Annotated in this window: 13 protein-coding genes; 7 read left to right on the plus strand and 6 right to left on the minus strand. The window is 66.0% G+C overall.

The genetic code is table 11. The features are described from left to right. Positions 1-12: 12 nt before the first annotated feature. Positions 13-891 carry a plasmid replication/partition related protein gene (locus AC06E7_RS14185; RefSeq protein ID WP_478065123.1) on the minus strand — a complete coding sequence of 293 codons (879 nt, stop codon included), beginning with the start codon at positions 889-891 and terminating at the stop codon, positions 13-15. 52 nt (positions 892-943) lie between these two features. Beyond that, positions 944-2,296, minus strand: coding sequence for an omega-aminotransferase AptA (gene aptA / locus AC06E7_RS14190; protein WP_478065124.1), 1,353 nt, complete (start codon positions 2,294-2,296; stop codon positions 944-946). 233 nt (positions 2,297-2,529) lie between these two features. On the opposite strand from aptA, the gene AC06E7_RS14195 reads away from it, so the two are divergent. Then, the gene (locus AC06E7_RS14195; RefSeq protein WP_478065125.1) at positions 2,530-3,825 is read left to right on the plus strand and encodes an MFS transporter; all 1,296 of its coding nucleotides are present in this window, start codon (positions 2,530-2,532) and stop codon (positions 3,823-3,825) included. Here AC06E7_RS14195 and AC06E7_RS14200 read toward each other — a convergent pair. Together AC06E7_RS14200 and AC06E7_RS14205 are read right to left on the minus strand one after the other, a co-directional pair. After that, positions 3,806-4,267 (minus strand): bacteriohemerythrin, encoded by a 462-nt coding sequence (locus AC06E7_RS14200; RefSeq protein WP_068850625.1) that lies wholly within the window; start codon positions 4,265-4,267, stop codon positions 3,806-3,808. The genes AC06E7_RS14195 and AC06E7_RS14200 overlap by 20 nt on opposite strands. A 69-nt stretch (positions 4,268-4,336) precedes the next feature. Further along, complete coding sequence (locus AC06E7_RS14205) at positions 4,337-5,677, minus strand: diguanylate cyclase (RefSeq protein WP_093533883.1); 1,341 nt, start codon at positions 5,675-5,677, stop codon at positions 4,337-4,339. A gap of 292 nt (positions 5,678-5,969) precedes the next feature. On the opposite strand from AC06E7_RS14205, the gene AC06E7_RS14210 reads away from it, so the two are divergent. After that, positions 5,970-6,587 (plus strand): DUF6338 family protein, encoded by a 618-nt coding sequence (locus AC06E7_RS14210; protein WP_478065126.1) that lies wholly within the window; start codon positions 5,970-5,972, stop codon positions 6,585-6,587. 150 nt (positions 6,588-6,737) lie between these two features. Here the strand turns inward: AC06E7_RS14210 and AC06E7_RS14215 are convergent, their stop codons facing one another. Further along, positions 6,738-8,039 carry an NAD(P)/FAD-dependent oxidoreductase gene (locus tag AC06E7_RS14215; protein ID WP_478065127.1) on the minus strand — a complete coding sequence of 434 codons (1,302 nt, stop codon included), beginning with the start codon at positions 8,037-8,039 and terminating at the stop codon, positions 6,738-6,740. A gap of 145 nt (positions 8,040-8,184) precedes the next feature. Here AC06E7_RS14215 and AC06E7_RS14220 point away from each other — a divergent pair, with 145 nt between their 5' ends. Continuing rightward, the gene (locus tag AC06E7_RS14220; protein ID WP_478065128.1) at positions 8,185-9,636 is read left to right on the plus strand and encodes a glutamine synthetase family protein; all 1,452 of its coding nucleotides are present in this window, start codon (positions 8,185-8,187) and stop codon (positions 9,634-9,636) included. Between the two features lie 133 nt (positions 9,637-9,769). Then, on the plus strand, positions 9,770-10,873 hold the full coding sequence (locus AC06E7_RS14225) for a polyamine ABC transporter substrate-binding protein (protein WP_095364005.1): 1,104 nt from the start codon (positions 9,770-9,772) through the stop codon (positions 10,871-10,873). Positions 10,874-10,930: 57 nt separating this feature from the next. Here AC06E7_RS14225 and AC06E7_RS14230 read toward each other — a convergent pair whose 3' ends face one another. Further along, positions 10,931-12,256 (minus strand): flavin-containing monooxygenase, encoded by a 1,326-nt coding sequence (locus AC06E7_RS14230; RefSeq protein ID WP_478065129.1) that lies wholly within the window; start codon positions 12,254-12,256, stop codon positions 10,931-10,933. A gap of 445 nt (positions 12,257-12,701) precedes the next feature. On the opposite strand from AC06E7_RS14230, the gene AC06E7_RS14235 reads away from it, so the two are divergent. From AC06E7_RS14235 to AC06E7_RS14245, 3 genes are read left to right on the plus strand one after another with little or no spacing between them, the layout of a single operon-like run. Then, positions 12,702-13,835: an ABC transporter ATP-binding protein gene (locus AC06E7_RS14235; protein WP_093533947.1), complete on the plus strand. Its 1,134-nt coding sequence runs from the start codon at positions 12,702-12,704 to the stop codon at positions 13,833-13,835. Then, positions 13,832-14,743, plus strand: coding sequence for an ABC transporter permease subunit (locus AC06E7_RS14240; RefSeq protein WP_068850639.1), 912 nt, complete (start codon positions 13,832-13,834; stop codon positions 14,741-14,743). The genes AC06E7_RS14235 and AC06E7_RS14240 overlap by 4 nt, the downstream gene beginning before the upstream one ends. Next, on the plus strand, positions 14,740-15,585 hold the full coding sequence (locus AC06E7_RS14245) for an ABC transporter permease subunit (protein WP_478065130.1): 846 nt from the start codon (positions 14,740-14,742) through the stop codon (positions 15,583-15,585). Before AC06E7_RS14240 ends, AC06E7_RS14245 begins: the two co-directional genes overlap by 4 nt. Positions 15,586-15,635: the final 50 nt, after the last annotated feature.

Raw genomic sequence — 15,635 nt, forward strand, 5'->3', positions numbered from 1 at the left:
CCGGCAGAACGGTTACGCCACGTCGCCGACCTGTCGGCGAAGCGCCGCCAACTGGGCACGCAGCGCATCGTTTTCGAGGGTGAGCGCGATCACACGCTGGCGCAGCTCGGCCGGGCCTTCGCCCAGCGAGGCCAGTGCCTCGGCGATCTCGGCCTCACGGCTGGGATCGACCTCCGGCTCGCCATCGGCGCTGTGCAGCACCTCCTGCACCGGCTTGCGCGGCTTGCGCTTGGCCTCGCGCACGCGCTTGGCGGCCTGTTTCAGCTCGTCCTTGCCGGCGGCCGCGGCCGCGCGCTGTTCCTCTTCCGGCAGCGCCGCTACGGCCGCCGCAGCGCTGATCGAGATCACCCCGCTCTTGACCGCTTCCACCAGTTCCGGCGCGGCCTGCTTGTGGATGCGTTCGATCATCGTCACCTGGCTGCTGCTCAGCCGGGCTTCGCGCGCCATGTCGGCGCGGCTTACCTTCGGCGCCGGCGCCCATGGCGGGCTGTCCTCATCGCCCTCGGGCGTGGCATCGGCGATCTCGCCGTCGCTTTCGCGCTGCAGCTGGGCCTGGTCGGCGCGGTGGCGCTCGGCCAGGATGTCCCGCTTGCGCAGGGCCAGCACGCCGCGCTGGAAATCGGACACGCTGCGCCGGCCCAGGTGCTGTTCGATCATCCACAGGTGCACGTCGTCCATTGACTGGAAGCGGGTGTTCTGCACCGTCTGGAACGGCAGGCCGTGCTTCTGGCAGATGCCGTAGCGGTTGTGCCCATCCACCAATACATCGTTCCACAGCACCAGCGCGTCGCGGCAGCCTTCGGCCAGGATGCTGCGCTCCAGCGCCTCGTGTTCGTCGGCGGTGAGCGGATCGATGTAGGCCTTGAGTTCTTCTTTGACGACGATGTCCATGCAATCCGGTTGGCGAGCAGCTGTTGACCGCCCATTGTACCGGTCGCCGGCATCACGCCGTGGCGCGGATCATCTCGCCCAGCACGTCCACGATCCGGTCGATCTGCGCCCGGTCGATGATCAGCGGCGGCGACAGCGCGATCACGTCGCCGGTACAGCGCACCAGCAGCGCCCCGTCGCGGAAGCAGCGCTCGAATACCTCAAAGCCCCGGCTGCCAGGCGCGCCCTTGCGCGGCGCCAGCTCCACCGCACCGATCAGCCCGAAATTGCGGATGTCCACCACGTTCGGCAGCCCGCGCAGGCTGTGCAGGCGGGTCTGCCAGTATTCGCCCAGCTCGATGGCACGATCAAACAGGCCTTCGGCGGCGTACGTGTCCAGCGCCGCCAGCGCAGCAGCGCAGGCCAGCGGGTGGCCGGAATAGGTATAGCCGTGGAACAGCTCGATGGCCCCCGGCGGGCCCTTCATGTACGCGGCGTGGATGGCATCGGATACCATCACCGCGCCCATCGGCACCGCGCCGTTGGTCAGCCCCTTGGCCATCGTCAGCAGGTCCGGGGTGACCCCGAAGCGCTGCGCGGCAAAGGCGTTGCCGACCCGGCCGAAACCGGTGATGACCTCGTCGAACACCAGCAGGATGCCGTGCTGGTCGCAGATTTCGCGCAGGCGCTGCAGGTAGCCCGGCGCCGGCAGGATCACCCCGGCTGAACCGGCAATGGGCTCGACGAATACCGCCGCGATGGTGGAGGCATCATGCAGCGCGATCAGCCGTTCCAGGTCCTCTGCCAGTTCGGCGCCGTGGCGGGGCAACCCGGGGGTGAAGGCGTTGCGTGACAGGTCCAGGGTGTGGCGAAGGAAATCGCTGCCCGCCAGCAGCGGGCCGAAGCCTTTGCGGTTGTTGGGCAGGCCCCCGATCGACAGCCCACCGAAACCGACTCCGTGGTAGGCCTTCTCGCGCCCGATGAAACGGGTGCGCTGGCCTTCGCCGCGCAGTCGGTGGTAGCCAAGCACGATCTTCATCGCCGTATCCACCGCCTCGGAACCGGAGTTGGTGAAGAAGGCATGGTTCAGCGGTCCGGGGGCGAGCGCGGCCAGTCTCTGCGCCAGCACGAACGGCAGCGGCGTGCCCATCTGGAAAGGCGGGGCGAAATCCAGCGTAGCCGCCTGCTGCTGGATGGCCTGCACGATCCGCGGCCGTGCGTGCCCGGCGTTGCAGCACCACAGCCCGGCGGCGCCATCAAGGATCGGGCGGTCGTCCACGTCGTGGTAGTACATGCCTTCGGCACGCACCAGCAGGCGCGGTGCGGCCTTGAACTGGCGGTTGGCGGTGAACGGCATCCACCAGGCGTCGAGGGTCGTGGGTGCGTGTTGGGACAGCGGGGATGGCGGTGTTCCGGTGGGGCCCATTGTGCTCGATCCGCGGATGTGGACGGTCTCGACTCTACTGCCTGGGTCGTTGCTTCGTTGTGGACCGCCTGGCCCGGCCAACGGCCGGAGCTACCGCTGGTTTCGTTCGGCACAGCGTGATCCGGCCAACGGCCGGGGCTACCGCTGGTTTCGTTGTTTCGCGTGCAACCATCGCGACGGTGGGCGGCGGTCACGTGGCAGAATCGGGCAGCTGATCTTCCCGCACGTGAACGATGTCGACTCCTGCCGCTGCCAACGCCGCCAATTCGCCCCGCCGCATCCTGCTGGCCAGCCTGATCGGCACCACCATCGAGTTCTTCGACTTCTACATTTACGCCACGGCGGCGGTGCTGGTGTTCCCGCACCTGTTCTTCCCCGACAGCAGTGAGGGTGCCGCGCTGCTGCAGTCGCTGGCGACCTTCGCGGTGGCGTTCATCGCCCGCCCGGTCGGCTCGGCGGTATTCGGCCATTACGGCGACCGGATCGGGCGCAAGGCCACGCTGGTGGCTGCGCTGCTGACCATGGGCGTGTCGACCGTGGCGATCGGCCTGCTGCCCACGCACGCCAGCATCGGCATCCTGGCGCCGGCGCTGCTGGCACTGTGCCGGTTCGGCCAGGGCCTGGGCCTGGGCGGCGAGTGGGGTGGGGCGGTACTGCTGGCCACGGAAAACGCACCACCGGGCAAGCGGGCCTGGTACGGCATGTTCCCGCAGCTGGGCGCGCCACTCGGGTTTCTGCTTTCGGCCGGCATCTTCCTGCTGCTGGGCCGCGCGATGAGCGATGCGGACTTCCTGCAGTGGGGCTGGCGCGTGCCGTTCCTGGCCAGCTCACTGCTGGTGGCGGTAGGCCTGTGGGTGCGCCTGAACATCCATGAGACCCCGCAGTTCCAGGCCGCACTGGACCGCAACGAGCGCGTGCGCCTGCCGATGTGGACGGTGCTGCGCCACCACCCGCGCACCCTGGTGCTGGGCACGCTGGGGGCGTTCGCGACCTTCGTGCTGTTCTACCTGATGACGGTGTTCACCCTCGGCTATGGCACTACCGTGCTGCACTACAGCCGCGAGCAGTTCCTGCTGCTGCAGATGGTGGGCATCCTGTTCTTCGCCGCCGGTATTCCGCTGTCGGCGATGTACGGCGACCGCTGGGGCACCCGGCGCACGATGATCGTGGCCAGCGGCCTGATCCTCGGCTTCGGCGTGTTGTTCGCGCCGTTGTTCCAGGCCGGCAGTCCGTGGCTGGCAGTGGGGTTCCTGGCGCTTGGCCTGTTCCTGATGGGCCTGACCTACGGGCCCTGCGGCACGTTCCTGGCCGAAATCTACCCGGTCCAGGTGCGCTATACCGGCGCCTCGCTGTCGTTCAACCTGGCCGGCATCCTCGGCGCGGCGCCGGCACCGTACGTGGCGACCTGGCTGGCCGGCCGCTTCGGTCTGGTCGCGGTGGGCTACTACCTGTGCCTGACTGCGGTGATCACCATCCTGGCGCTGCTGGCCATGGGCCGGCCAACCCGGCTCAGCGGAAAATCCGCTTGAGCGTGCGCCCCAGCCAGCTGCCCTGCTGGTGGTCGCGGGCGAACTGGTTCAGGTGCTGCTTGACCGATTCGGCGTAGGCCTTGTCATCGCCCCGGATGTGGTTGAACAGCCAGCGCGACAGCATCGTGCGCAGTTCGTCGGTGATGTCCTCGCCGGCCTGGAAACGCAGCCGGTACTCGGACACGCGCTTGCCGAAGATCTCGTGCACGCGCTTGTGCGCGGCGCAGAACGGGTAGCCGGCTTCTTCCATCAGCTCTTCTTCGAACGCGAAGTGCGACATGGTGTAGTCCACCAGTTCGTCGATCACCTCGGCCACGGCCACCTTGTGCAGGCTGGTCTGCGCCACGTGCAGGTGGTTGAGCATCTCCACGATCCGCATGTGCTGGTGGTCGATGACGTCGATGCCGATGTTCAGATCGTCCTGCCAGACCAGAAGTGCCATGCTGCGTTCCCTGTGATGTTCGCTGGGAACGACTCTAGGCAGGGCGGGGCGCACCTGCGTTGATCTGGATCAAGGCGCCAGCGCGGGTTCCCGGGCGGCGGTGGCTTCGTGCGTGCTGCACACGCGGTTGCGGCCGCCGGCCTTGGCCAGATACAGCTGGCGGTCGGCTTCGGAAATCAGCCGGTGCAGCGAATCGTGCTGCGGGCGGATGCAGCACAATCCGATGCTGACCGTCATCCGCAGCGTGGTGTGACCAAGATCCACTTCAAGCGCGGCGATACGCTGGCGCAGGATCTCGAAGTAGCCGATGGCTTCGTCTTCCTCCAGCCCCGGTACCAGCAGGCAGAACTCTTCGCCACCGAAGCGCGCGATCAGGTCCTGGTCGCGTGCGTGGTCGGCGACGGCCGCGGCCACCGCCCGCAAGGCGTCGTCGCCGGCTTCATGACCATGGGTGTCGTTGATGTGCTTGAAGTGATCGATATCGATCATCGCCACCGCCACCTGCTCACCCTGCACCTGCAGCTTCGGCAGTTGGCGCGTGCTCTGTTCCAGGAAGCAGCGGCGGTTGGGCAGGCCGGTGAGGAAATCGCGGGTGGCCAGGTCCTGCAGCGTGCCGATCAGCTCCAGCTGGTCCACGTTCTGCGAGACGCGGCAGAAGAACTCCTCGCGCGAGAAGGGTTTGCGCAGGAAGTCATTGGCGCCGTTCTTCAGGAAGCGCGGAATCAGCGAGGGATCGGTGTTGCCGGAAATGCCGATCACCGCCACCTTGTCGCGCGAGCGCAGGGTACGCAGCCGGCGGGTGAATTCCACGCCCTCCATGCCGGGCATTTCCTGGTCGACCACCGCCAGCCGGATCGCCGGGTGGGCCTCGATGGCCTTCAGGCCCTCGGCACCGTCGGCAGCCTCGTAGACGTCGTGGCCATACATGCGCAGCAGCGAGGCGGCGTACATGCGCGCGGACATCGAATCATCCACCACGAGCGCGGCGATGCGCCGGTTGCGGTCCAGGCGCTGCACCAGCCACACCAGGTAGTCGATGCTGCCGGGAGTGTTCTTGAGCACGTAGTCAATGATCTGCTGCTGCAGTACGCGCTTGCGAAGGTCCTCGTCGTACACCCCGCTGACCACCACCGTACGCAACCCGCGCGACAGGAAGTACTCCACCACCTTGTCGCGGTCGCCATCGGCCAGCACCAGCCCGGTCAGCACCAGGAACCAGCCCTGTTCCTCATCCAGCAGGCGCCCGGCCTCGGCCAGCGAGGTCGCCACCGACACCGGCAGCTCCAGCCGCTGCTCGATGGCTTCCTTGAGCATGCTGGTGAACGTGCGCGAGTTCTCCACCAGCAGGATCCGCTGGGGGAGGTCATCACCGGGGTCGCTGGGGAAGGCGCCCTGAAACAGTGCCGGCATGTTGCGTACGCTCGAATCCGAGAGGGTCGGAAGGTGTATCGGCGTCTTCACGCCGGACTTTAGGCCCAATCTCCCGATCTGTGACCGCAATGTCCGGAACCGGGGCTGCAACGCCCGGATCCGGAGGTCCCGGACCGTAGCGCCATACCCTGCGTGGCAGCCCTCCCGACTCCGCCGGGCCAATCCGTAGGAAGAAACAATCGCTACCCGACTGGAATGAGAGCTGATGCACGTACGGGGATGCTTCCGCCGCTTACGATTCCTCTGTGCTCGAAACTCTGGTCCGCAACGCATGGACAACCTCTACAAGGAAGTGACCCCGCTACTCAAGTTCCTGCTGCCGGGCTTCCTTTCCGCATCGATCTTCTATGGATTCACGTCTCATCCCAAACCCAGTCAGTTCGAAAGGACCGTGGAAGCATTGGTCTTCACCTTTGTGGTCCATGCAGCAACCGGGATGGTTCAGGTCCTGCTGGAAGGGGTTGGCCGGATGTTCACCGTCGGAGACTGGACATCGGCAAGTCATCTCAGCTGCTCGGTGTTGATGGCGACAGTCTTGGGCGCGCTGATGGCCGCCGCCGTCAACAGAGACACGTTTCATTCCTGGCTGAGAGGAAAGGGGTTGACCTCGCGCACCTCACATTCAAGCGAGTGGTACTGCGTACTGGGATCGAATCCCACAGACATTGTGCTGCACCTTATCGACGGCAGGCGGCTCATTGGTTGGCCAAAAGAATGGCCTCTGAATCCATCCAATGGCCAGTTCTATATTCAGGATCCCGCATGGATCGATGACGATGGAAACACAGTAGAGCTGCGTGATCTGGATGGCATAATCATTCACGCGACCGATGTCAGGTGGGTCGAAGTGATGCTTGGTAAAGGAGTCGAACATGGCATTTCTACGTAAAGGATCCAATCCGCCTCTGCCGGCCTCCCGGCGACAGCGGACCGAGGATGCAGATCCGGCGGCTCGCAGCACCCAACGAAAAGTTCCGCCGAACCCGCCGCCGGCCCCCAAGCGGCCCTGAGTTGAGCGCTGCGCATCAACGCGCAACGTTCAGCCCAACACATCCCGCAGTTTGTACCAGGACATGGCGGCCACCAGCAGCGGCGTGCGCAGCAGCTTTCCACCGGGGAAGCGTGCATGCGGAATGCGCTCGAACACATCCAATCGTTCGTTCTGTCCGGCAATGGCTGCGGCAATCACTGCGCCGGCCAATCCCGTCGCGGCGACGCCATGGCCGGAGAAACCCTGCGCGAAGTACACGTTGGGTGTGAGCCGGCCCCAATGCGGGGCGCGGTTGCGGGTGATGTCCACGTAGCCGCCCCAGACCTGCTCCATGCCCACGTCGGCCAGCTGCGGGAACACCTGGTGCATGCGTCTGGTCATCACCCCGCGCAGGTTCGGTGGCGGCAATGCGGAATAGCTGGCGCGGCCGCCGAACAGCAACCGGTGGTCAGTACTCAGCTTGAAGTAATCCAGCGCCCAGCTGACGTCGGCCACGGCCATGTCATTGCGGATCAGCGCCCGGGCCCGTTCCTCGCCCAGCGGGGCGCTGGCGCCGATATAGGTACCCACCGGCATGATCCGGCTCTCCAGCTCCGGTGCGATGCCCTGCAGCCACGCGTTGCCGGCGATGACCACCTGGTTGGCGGTGACGGTGCCGTGGGCGGTACGCAGCTGCGGGCGGTCCCCGCGCACCAGTTCCAGGACAGGGCTGGCCTCATGGATCACCACGCCCAAGCCCTCGGCCACGCGGGCGAGCCCCAGCGCATAGGCGAGCGGATGCAGGTGGCCGCTGGCCGCATCGAACATCGCGCTGCGATAGCGCGGGCTGTCAAGCTGGCTGCGCAGCTGCTGCCGGTCCCACCACTGCAGCGGGTAGTCGTAGCGCTCCACCAGCGTGTCCATGCCTGCGCGCAGCGCACGCTCCTGGCGCGCGTTGATTGGCACGCTGGCGTGGCCATCGCGCCAGTCGCACTGGATCGCGTAGTGGCTCAGGCGATTGCGGAGCAGGGCCATGCCCTCGCGGGAGAAGTCGAACAGGCGTCGCGCATCGGCATTGCCGACCAGCCGCTCCAGCGTATCCACCTCGCAGCCGTAGCCGACAATCGCCTGGCCGCCATTACGGCCCGAGGCACCCCAGCCGACCCGGTGCGCCTCGAGCACGGTCACCCGGTAGCCGCGTTCGGCCAACGAGAGCGCGGCCGACAGGCCGGTATAGCCCGCGCCCAGTACGCACACGTCGGTAGCATGGTCGCCCCGCAGCGGCGCGCGCAGTGGCGCGTCGGGCACGCTGTCGGCATACCAGCTCGGTGCGTGCGCCTGTCCGGCCAGGCTCATCGGGGGCTCGCTCATGCGCCCAGCATGCCAGCAACCCGTGTCGAGGGCAGGTGCGCCCGCTGTGACGGCGGCTTCCGGCGGGGGTACAGTGGCACTATCACAGTACATTCCAGCCCTTCGGCGAAGCTTGTCGTCGTTACTCCAGCACAGCAGACCGGTCATGACCACCCGAACGCGTTCGCGCAAAGCCCCGTCTCCCTCGCGCAAGGCCGCCGCTCCGTCGCGGAAGGCCCCCCCGCGCAAGGCCGCCGCCAAACCGGCCGCCGAAGAGAGTGTGCTGCTGCGCTGGCTCAAGGATCGCCACATCACCGAAGTGGAATGCCTGGTGCCGGACATCACCGGCAACGCGCGCGGCAAGATCATCCCGGCCGACAAGTTCTCGCATGACTACGGCACCCGGCTGCCCGAGGGCATCTTCGCCACCACCGTCACCGGCGAGTTTCCGGACGATTACTACGAACTGACCTCGCCGTCGGACTCGGACATGATCCTGCGCCCGGACCCGGACACCGTGCGCATGGTGCCGTGGGCCACCGACCCCACCGCGCAGGTCATCCACGACTGCTACACCAAGCACGGCGAGCCGCATGAGCTGGCGCCACGCAACGTGCTGCGCCGGGTGCTCGATGCCTATGCCGAACTGGGCCTGCGCCCGGTGGTGGCGCCGGAGCTGGAATTCTTCCTGGTGCAGAAGAACACCGACCCGGACTTTCCGCTGCTGCCGCCCGCCGGCCGCTCGGGCCGCCCGGAAACGGCGCGGCAGTCGTACTCGATCGATGCTGTCAACGAATTCGATCCGATCCTCGACCTGATGTACGACTACTGCGACGCGATGAAGCTGGACGTGGACACGCTCATCCACGAATCCGGCGCAGCGCAGCTGGAGGTCAACTTCACCCACGCCAACGCGATGGACCTGGCCGACCAGGTGTTCCTGTTCAAGCGCACCATGCGCGAATCAGCCATGCGCCATGGGGTGTACGCCACCTTCCTGGCCAAGCCGATGGAAACCGAGCCGGGCAGTGCCATGCACATCCACCAGAGCTTGGTGCGGGTCAGCGACGGCCACAACGTGTTCAGTGGGGACAACGGCGGGGAGGAGTTCAGCCCGCTGTTCGGCCACTACCTGGCCGGCCTGCAGAAGTACGTGCCGGCAGCGATGGCCTTCTTTGCCCCGAATGTGAATTCCTACCGGCGGCTGGTATTCGGCGAGGTCTCCCCCAGCAACGTGCACTGGGGCTTCGACAACCGCACCTGCGGGCTGCGGGTGCCGATGGACACCCCGGAAAACATGCGCGTGGAAAGCCGTTTTGCCGGTTCCGACGCCAATCCCTACCTGGCGATCGCCGCCACCCTGGCCGCCGGCCTGCTGGGCATCCGCGAGCAGGGCTCGCCGACCGCGCCGATCAGTGGCAGCGCCAAGGAGCTGGGCTACGACCTGCCGCGCTCGCTGGGCGAGGCGCTGGACGGCCTGGAGCGCTGCCCCGAGCTGCGCGAGATGCTCGGCGAGCGGTTCTGCCGGGCGTATGTGTCGGTCAAGCGCAAGGAGTACGAGACCTTCTTCCGGGTGATCAGCTCCTGGGAGCGGGAGTTCCTGCTGCTGAATGTGTAAGCGGCCCAGCCGCCCGATCAGGCATGGCCGTGAGCGCCATGTGCTGGGAAAATACCCGGCTGCCCGTTAGGCTGGCACCGTCATGCCGGTCCGGCCGGTTCCCCCGCCTTGCACCTGACCTGTGGAGAGTCCGATGAAGCTGCGAATCCTCACCCTCGGCATTGCCGTTTCGATGCTCAGCGCCTGTGGCGGCGCCAAGCAGGAAGACAGCAAGGTGCTGAACGTCTACAACTACAGCGATTACATCGCCGAAGACACCATCCCGAACTTCGAAAAAGCCACCGGCACCAAGGTGACCTACGACGTGTTCGACAGCGACGAGATGGTCGAGACCAAGCTGCTCGCCGGTGGCAGCGGCTATGACGTGGTGGTGCCGACGCTGAACTTCTTCGGCCGGCAGATCCAGGCCGGCGTGTTCCTACCGCTGGACAAGAGCAAGATCCCGAACCTGGCCAATCTCGACCCGGAGATGATGAAGCGCATCGCGCAGCAGGATCCGGACAACAAGTACGGTGTGCCGTACATGATCGGCACCACCGGCATCGGCTACAACGTGGAGATGCTCAAGGAGCGTTTCGGCGGCAGCACCGAAATCGCCAACAGCTGGGACCTGATCTTCAAGCCGGAAAACATCGCAAAGATGAAGGACTGCGGGATCACGATCCTCGATACCCCGGCCGACATGATTCCGATCGCGCTGCATTACCTGGGCGAAGACCCGCACAGTCATGACCCGGCGGTGATCCAGAAGGCGGCCGACCTGCTCAAGACCATTCGCCCGTATGTGCAGAACTTCCATTCCTCGCAGTACGTGGGCTCGCTGGCCAACGGCGGCACCTGCCTGGTGGTGGGCTGGTCGGGTGACATCATCCAGGCCCGCGACCGCGCCGCCGAAGCGGCCAACGGCGTGACCGTAGCCTATTCGATCCCGAAGGAAGGCGCGCCGCAGTGGTTCGACATGCTGGCCATTCCGAAGGATGCCAAGCACCCGGAAGCGGCCTACGCCTTCATCAACTACCTGCTGGACCCGAAGGTCGCCGCGGCCAACACCAACTTCATCCACTACGCCAACCCGGTGAGCGCGGCCACGCCGCTGGTGGACGAAGCGATCCGCAACGACCCGACCATCTACCCGCCGGCCGACGTGGCCGCGAAGATGTTCACCTACTCGATCAATCCGCCGGATGTGGACAAGCTGTACACCCGGTTGTGGACAGAGGTGAAGACGGGTCGCTGAAGCGACGCGTTTCGAACGATGGAAAGAGGGGCCGCCGGTGAAGATCGGCGGCCTTTTTCATGCAACGGCGTTGTGCGAGGACACAGCAGCAAGGTGGCGCAGGATGCAAGGCATCAACTCGGCTGCATCCCGCCCACCATTGCACAGGAAGTTCGAGCTCGGTCGCTGCAGGTTGTACATGCCGATGAAGAACAGTCCCGGCTGCGGGGAGACGCCGTAATCACCCAGTGGGTAGCCATTCGGGTCGAGCACGCCCGGCACTTCGAGCCATGGCCACTGTGCGTCGAAACCTGTCGCGGCCAGGATCGTGCCGATACCTGCGGCGTCCAGCCGGATGCAGCGTGGTGAGGCGTCCGGCTCCCAGTCCAGGTAGACCTCTTCGGGCAGATAGCGGGCGTCGTCGGTCGGTGTCTCTGTGGTGGATGCATAGTGCGCATCGGCCATGTCGTTGAGGTGCTTGTACTCGGCGCGGGTGCCCGCCACGGCCTCGCGGATCTGCGGGCGCGCATCGCGGAAGTGGGCGATGTGGCCTTCCAGGTGCTCCAGCCTGCCGAGCAGCACAATGCCGTCGCGCTGCATCGACAGCAGGCTGATGGAGCTGCCCATGCCCAGCGTGCCGGTTCCAGATACCAAGGGGAACTCCGCCGTTCTTGCCTTCTGCATCGCGCCCGGCACCCCCGCCACCACGTCCGGCCGCTCGCTTACGTGCCGGTGCAGCAGCCCCTGCATGTCCCACCAGTGCATGGAATCCCTGCCGCGTACCCGGCGGATGTGCGAGAAGCGATCGGCCATGGACCAGTACACCTCGCGCCCTGCAGTACGAAGGTCCTGGGCGATCTGTGCGCCGGACTGGCCACCGCCGATCACAAGCACGGCGCCCGGGCCGAGCTGCTGGGGCCGCCGGTAGTCGCCGGAGTGGACAACCTCCAGTTCAGAGGAAGGGGAGAAGAACGCCCGCGGCCAGCGCGGGCGGCGGTACTCCCCGCTGGCCACGACCACGCAGCGTGCTTCGAGCGTGCCGTCGCTGGCGATGACGCGGTAGCCGTCGCCTGCCGCAAATACCCGATGCACGGTGCATCCCTCGACGACAGGCAGCCGCCGCCGACGCGCATAGTTGGTCAGCATGTCGATCACTTCGGGCGCGGTGGCAAAACCCGTGGGATCCGCGCCGTCGTACTGGTAGCCGGGCAGGGCGGTCAGGAAATTGGGCGTGTTGAGGCGGAAGGAATCCCACCGCCGCGTCCAGCTGGAGCCGATGGTTTCCGCTTCCAGAACCAGATGACGCACGCCTGCCTCCACCAGCAAGGCGCTGAGCGACAGGCCGGAGTGTCCTGCTCCAATGACAACTGCGTCATAGGGCCGTGCGTCGGGGATGGCTTGCATGGGTAACTCCTTGTGATGTGCGCGTTCGGCGTTCGTGGAGGTATCGCGCTCCCACCGTCGGGAGGTCAACGCGATGTCACGGGGAATGTGACGCGTCACTTGCCTGTAGTTCACGCGTGTTGGAAGGTGTGCACGCCATCAAGGAACCGGCCGAACTCCCGTTTCGGAAGACCGGGAACGACAAGCGTTCAGGCGTTTTCAGCTGCCGCTTTCGCGGGAATGGGCCAGGCATGTCAAGGGGCACTTCGACACCGTCGCGTCTGTACCGGGTGGACGCGACAAAGGCAGGGCGTTCACGTCGCCTCGGCGGCACGCTTATTAGGGTTCTTCCTGAGACCAATGGCCCGGCTGGGCCCAACCGCCACGATCCGGTATCCCCGCTGTCGCCAACGGTCGCTAAAATGGGCCGTCCCCCGTCCTGACGCCGCTCCTGGAGCCGCTGCCCATGTCATTCGAAGCCAAGCCGGAAGGCGAGGTCGCCCCGGCGCTGGAGCCGGGCTATCTGTCCATCCGCGCGCTGCGCAAGGAATTCGACGGCTTCGTCGCACTCGACGACGTCAGCCTGGACGTGCGCAAAGGCGAGATCTTTGCCCTGCTGGGCGGCTCAGGCAGCGGCAAATCGACCCTGCTGCGCTGCCTGGGCGGGTTCGAGACCCCGACCGCCGGCACCATCGACCTGGACGGCCAGCGCATCAACGCGCTGCCCCCGTACCAGCGCCCGATCAACATGATGTTCCAGTCCTATGCCCTGTTCCCGCACATGAGCGTGGAGCAGAACATTGCCTTCGGCCTCAAGCAGGATGGCCTGGCCCGCGATGCCATCCGCCGCCGGGTCGGCGAGATGCTGGAGCTGGTGCAGCTGGAGAAGCTGGCCAAGCGCAAGCCGCACCAGCTGTCCGGCGGCCAGCAGCAGCGCGTGGCGCTGGCGCGGTCGCTGGCCAAGGGGCCCAAGCTGCTGCTGCTGGACGAGCCGATGGGCGCGCTGGACAAGAAGCTGCGCTCGCAGATGCAGATCGAGCTGGTCAACATCATCGAAACCTCGGGGGTGACCTGCGTGATGGTCACCCACGACCAGGAAGAAGCGATGACCATGGCCACCCGCATTGCGGTCATGGATGCCGGCTGGATCCAGCAGGTCGGCAAGCCGGACGAGATCTACGAACAGCCGGCCAACCGCTTCGTGGCCGGCTTCATCGGCTCGGTCAACCTGTTCGACGGGGTGATCGACGAGGACCTGCCCGAGTACGTCACCGTGCGCACGCCGCTGTTCCCGGCGCCCATCTACGTGGCGCACGGCATCACCGGCTACGAAGGGCAGCCGGTGGCGTTCGCGCTGCGCCCGGAGAAGGTGATGATCGGCAAGGACGAACCGGCCGGCGACACCAACAAGGCGCAGGGCGTGATCGAGGAGATCGCCTACTTCGGCAGTCATTCGGTGTACCACGTGCGCCTGCCCAGCGGGGCCAAGGTGCTGTCCAATTTCGCCAACTCGCAGCGTTGGGCCAGCGATGGCCTGACCTGGGGCGACAGCGTCTGGGTGCACTGGCGCGACAACGACGGCGTGGTGCTCACCGCATGAACGCCACCGGCTGGAAGCGCTGGCTCCCCGGCACGCGCAGCGGCGTGATCGCCGCGCCGTACCTGTGGCTGCTGCTGTTCTTCGCGGTGCCGTTCGTGATCATCCTGATGATCTCGTTCGCGCGCACCCAGGTCGGCTCGCCGCCGTATACGTGGCTGCTGGAATACGTGGACGGTGCGTTCTCGCTCAAGCTCAACCTGGGCAACTACGCGGCCATGGTCAAGGACAGCCAGTACGTGCTCGCCTACCTGAGCTCGATCAGGATCGCGGTGATCGCCACGCTGTTCACGCTGCTGATCGGTTACCCGATGGCATATGTGATCTCGCGGATGAGCCCGGCCGCGCGCAACGTGGCGATGATGCTGGTGGTGCTGCCGTCGTGGACCTCGTTCCTGATCCGGGTGTATGCGTGGATCGGCATCCTCGACCGCAACGGCCTGCTCAACCAGCTGCTGCTGAAGATCGGGGTCATCGATGCACCGCTGCAGATCCTGTACACCCCGACCGCCGCCTACATCGGCATCGTGTACTGCTACCTGCCGTTCATGGTGCTGCCGCTGTACGCCAACCTGGTGAAGCTGGACAACCGCCTGCTGGAGGCCGCCTACGACCTCGGTGCCAAGCCGTGGCAGGCGTTCCTGCGCATCACCCTGCCGCTGTCGCGCACCGGCATCATCGCCGGCTGCATGCTGGTGATGATTCCCGCCGTGGGCGAATTCGTGATCCCGGAAATGCTGGGCGGGCCGGATACGCTGATGATCGGCCGGGTGCTGTGGGGCGAGTTCTTCAACAACCGGGACTGGCCGACCGCCTCGGCGGTGGCAATCGTGATGTTGGCCCTGCTGCTGGTGCCGATCCTGCTGTTCAACCGGGTGCAGCAGCGTGAGCTGGAAGGGAAGCTGACATGAGCATGGTGCGCCGCAGCCGCTGGCTCGGCTGGACGGTCCTGGGGCTGGGCTTTGCCTTCCTGTACCTGCCGATCCTGCTGCTGATGATCTATTCGTTCAACGCATCCAAGCTGGCCACGGTGTGGTCGGGCTTCTCCACGCGCTGGTACGGCGAGCTGTTCAACAATCGGCAGATCCTGGATGCACTGTGGATCAGCCTGAAGGTGGCGTTCTGGACCGCCAGCGCGGCGACCGTGCTGGGCACCATGGCCGCGATGGTGATGACCCGCTTCAAGCGCTTCCCGGGCAAGACCGTGTTCGGCGCCCTGATCACCGCGCCGCTGGTGATGCCCGAAGTGATCCTGGGCTTCTCGCTGATGACGCTGCTGGTGGCGATGGGTGGCATTCCCGGCTTCCCCAGCCGAGGCGTGGGCAGCATCTGGATCGCGCATGTCACGTTCACGCTGTCCTTCGTGACCGTGATTGTGTCCTCGCGGCTGCAGGAGCTGGACCGCTCGCTGGAAGAGGCGGCCATGGACCTGGGCGCGAGCCGGCTGAAGGTGTTCTTCCAGATCACCCTGCCGATCATCGCCCCGGCGCTGGTGGCCGGCTGGCTGCTGGCCTTCACCCTGTCGCTGGATGACGTGGTGATCGCCAGCTTCGTCGCGGGGCCGAATTCGACCACGCTCCCGATGAAGGTGTTCGCTTCGGTGCGGATGGGCATCAAGCCGGAGATCAACGCCTTGGCCACGTTGATGGTGCTGGCGGTGTCGATCGCGGCGGTGGCGGGGTGGTTCATTACCTCGCGCAGCGAGAAGCGCCGGCAGCGCGACATGCAGATGGCGCTGCAGGAAAAGGGCTGACACAACACCCGGCTCACGGGGCCGGGCGCAGAATGGGTGCCTGTCTTTCG

The organism is Stenotrophomonas sp. Steno-Z4 (assembly GCF_056393145.1).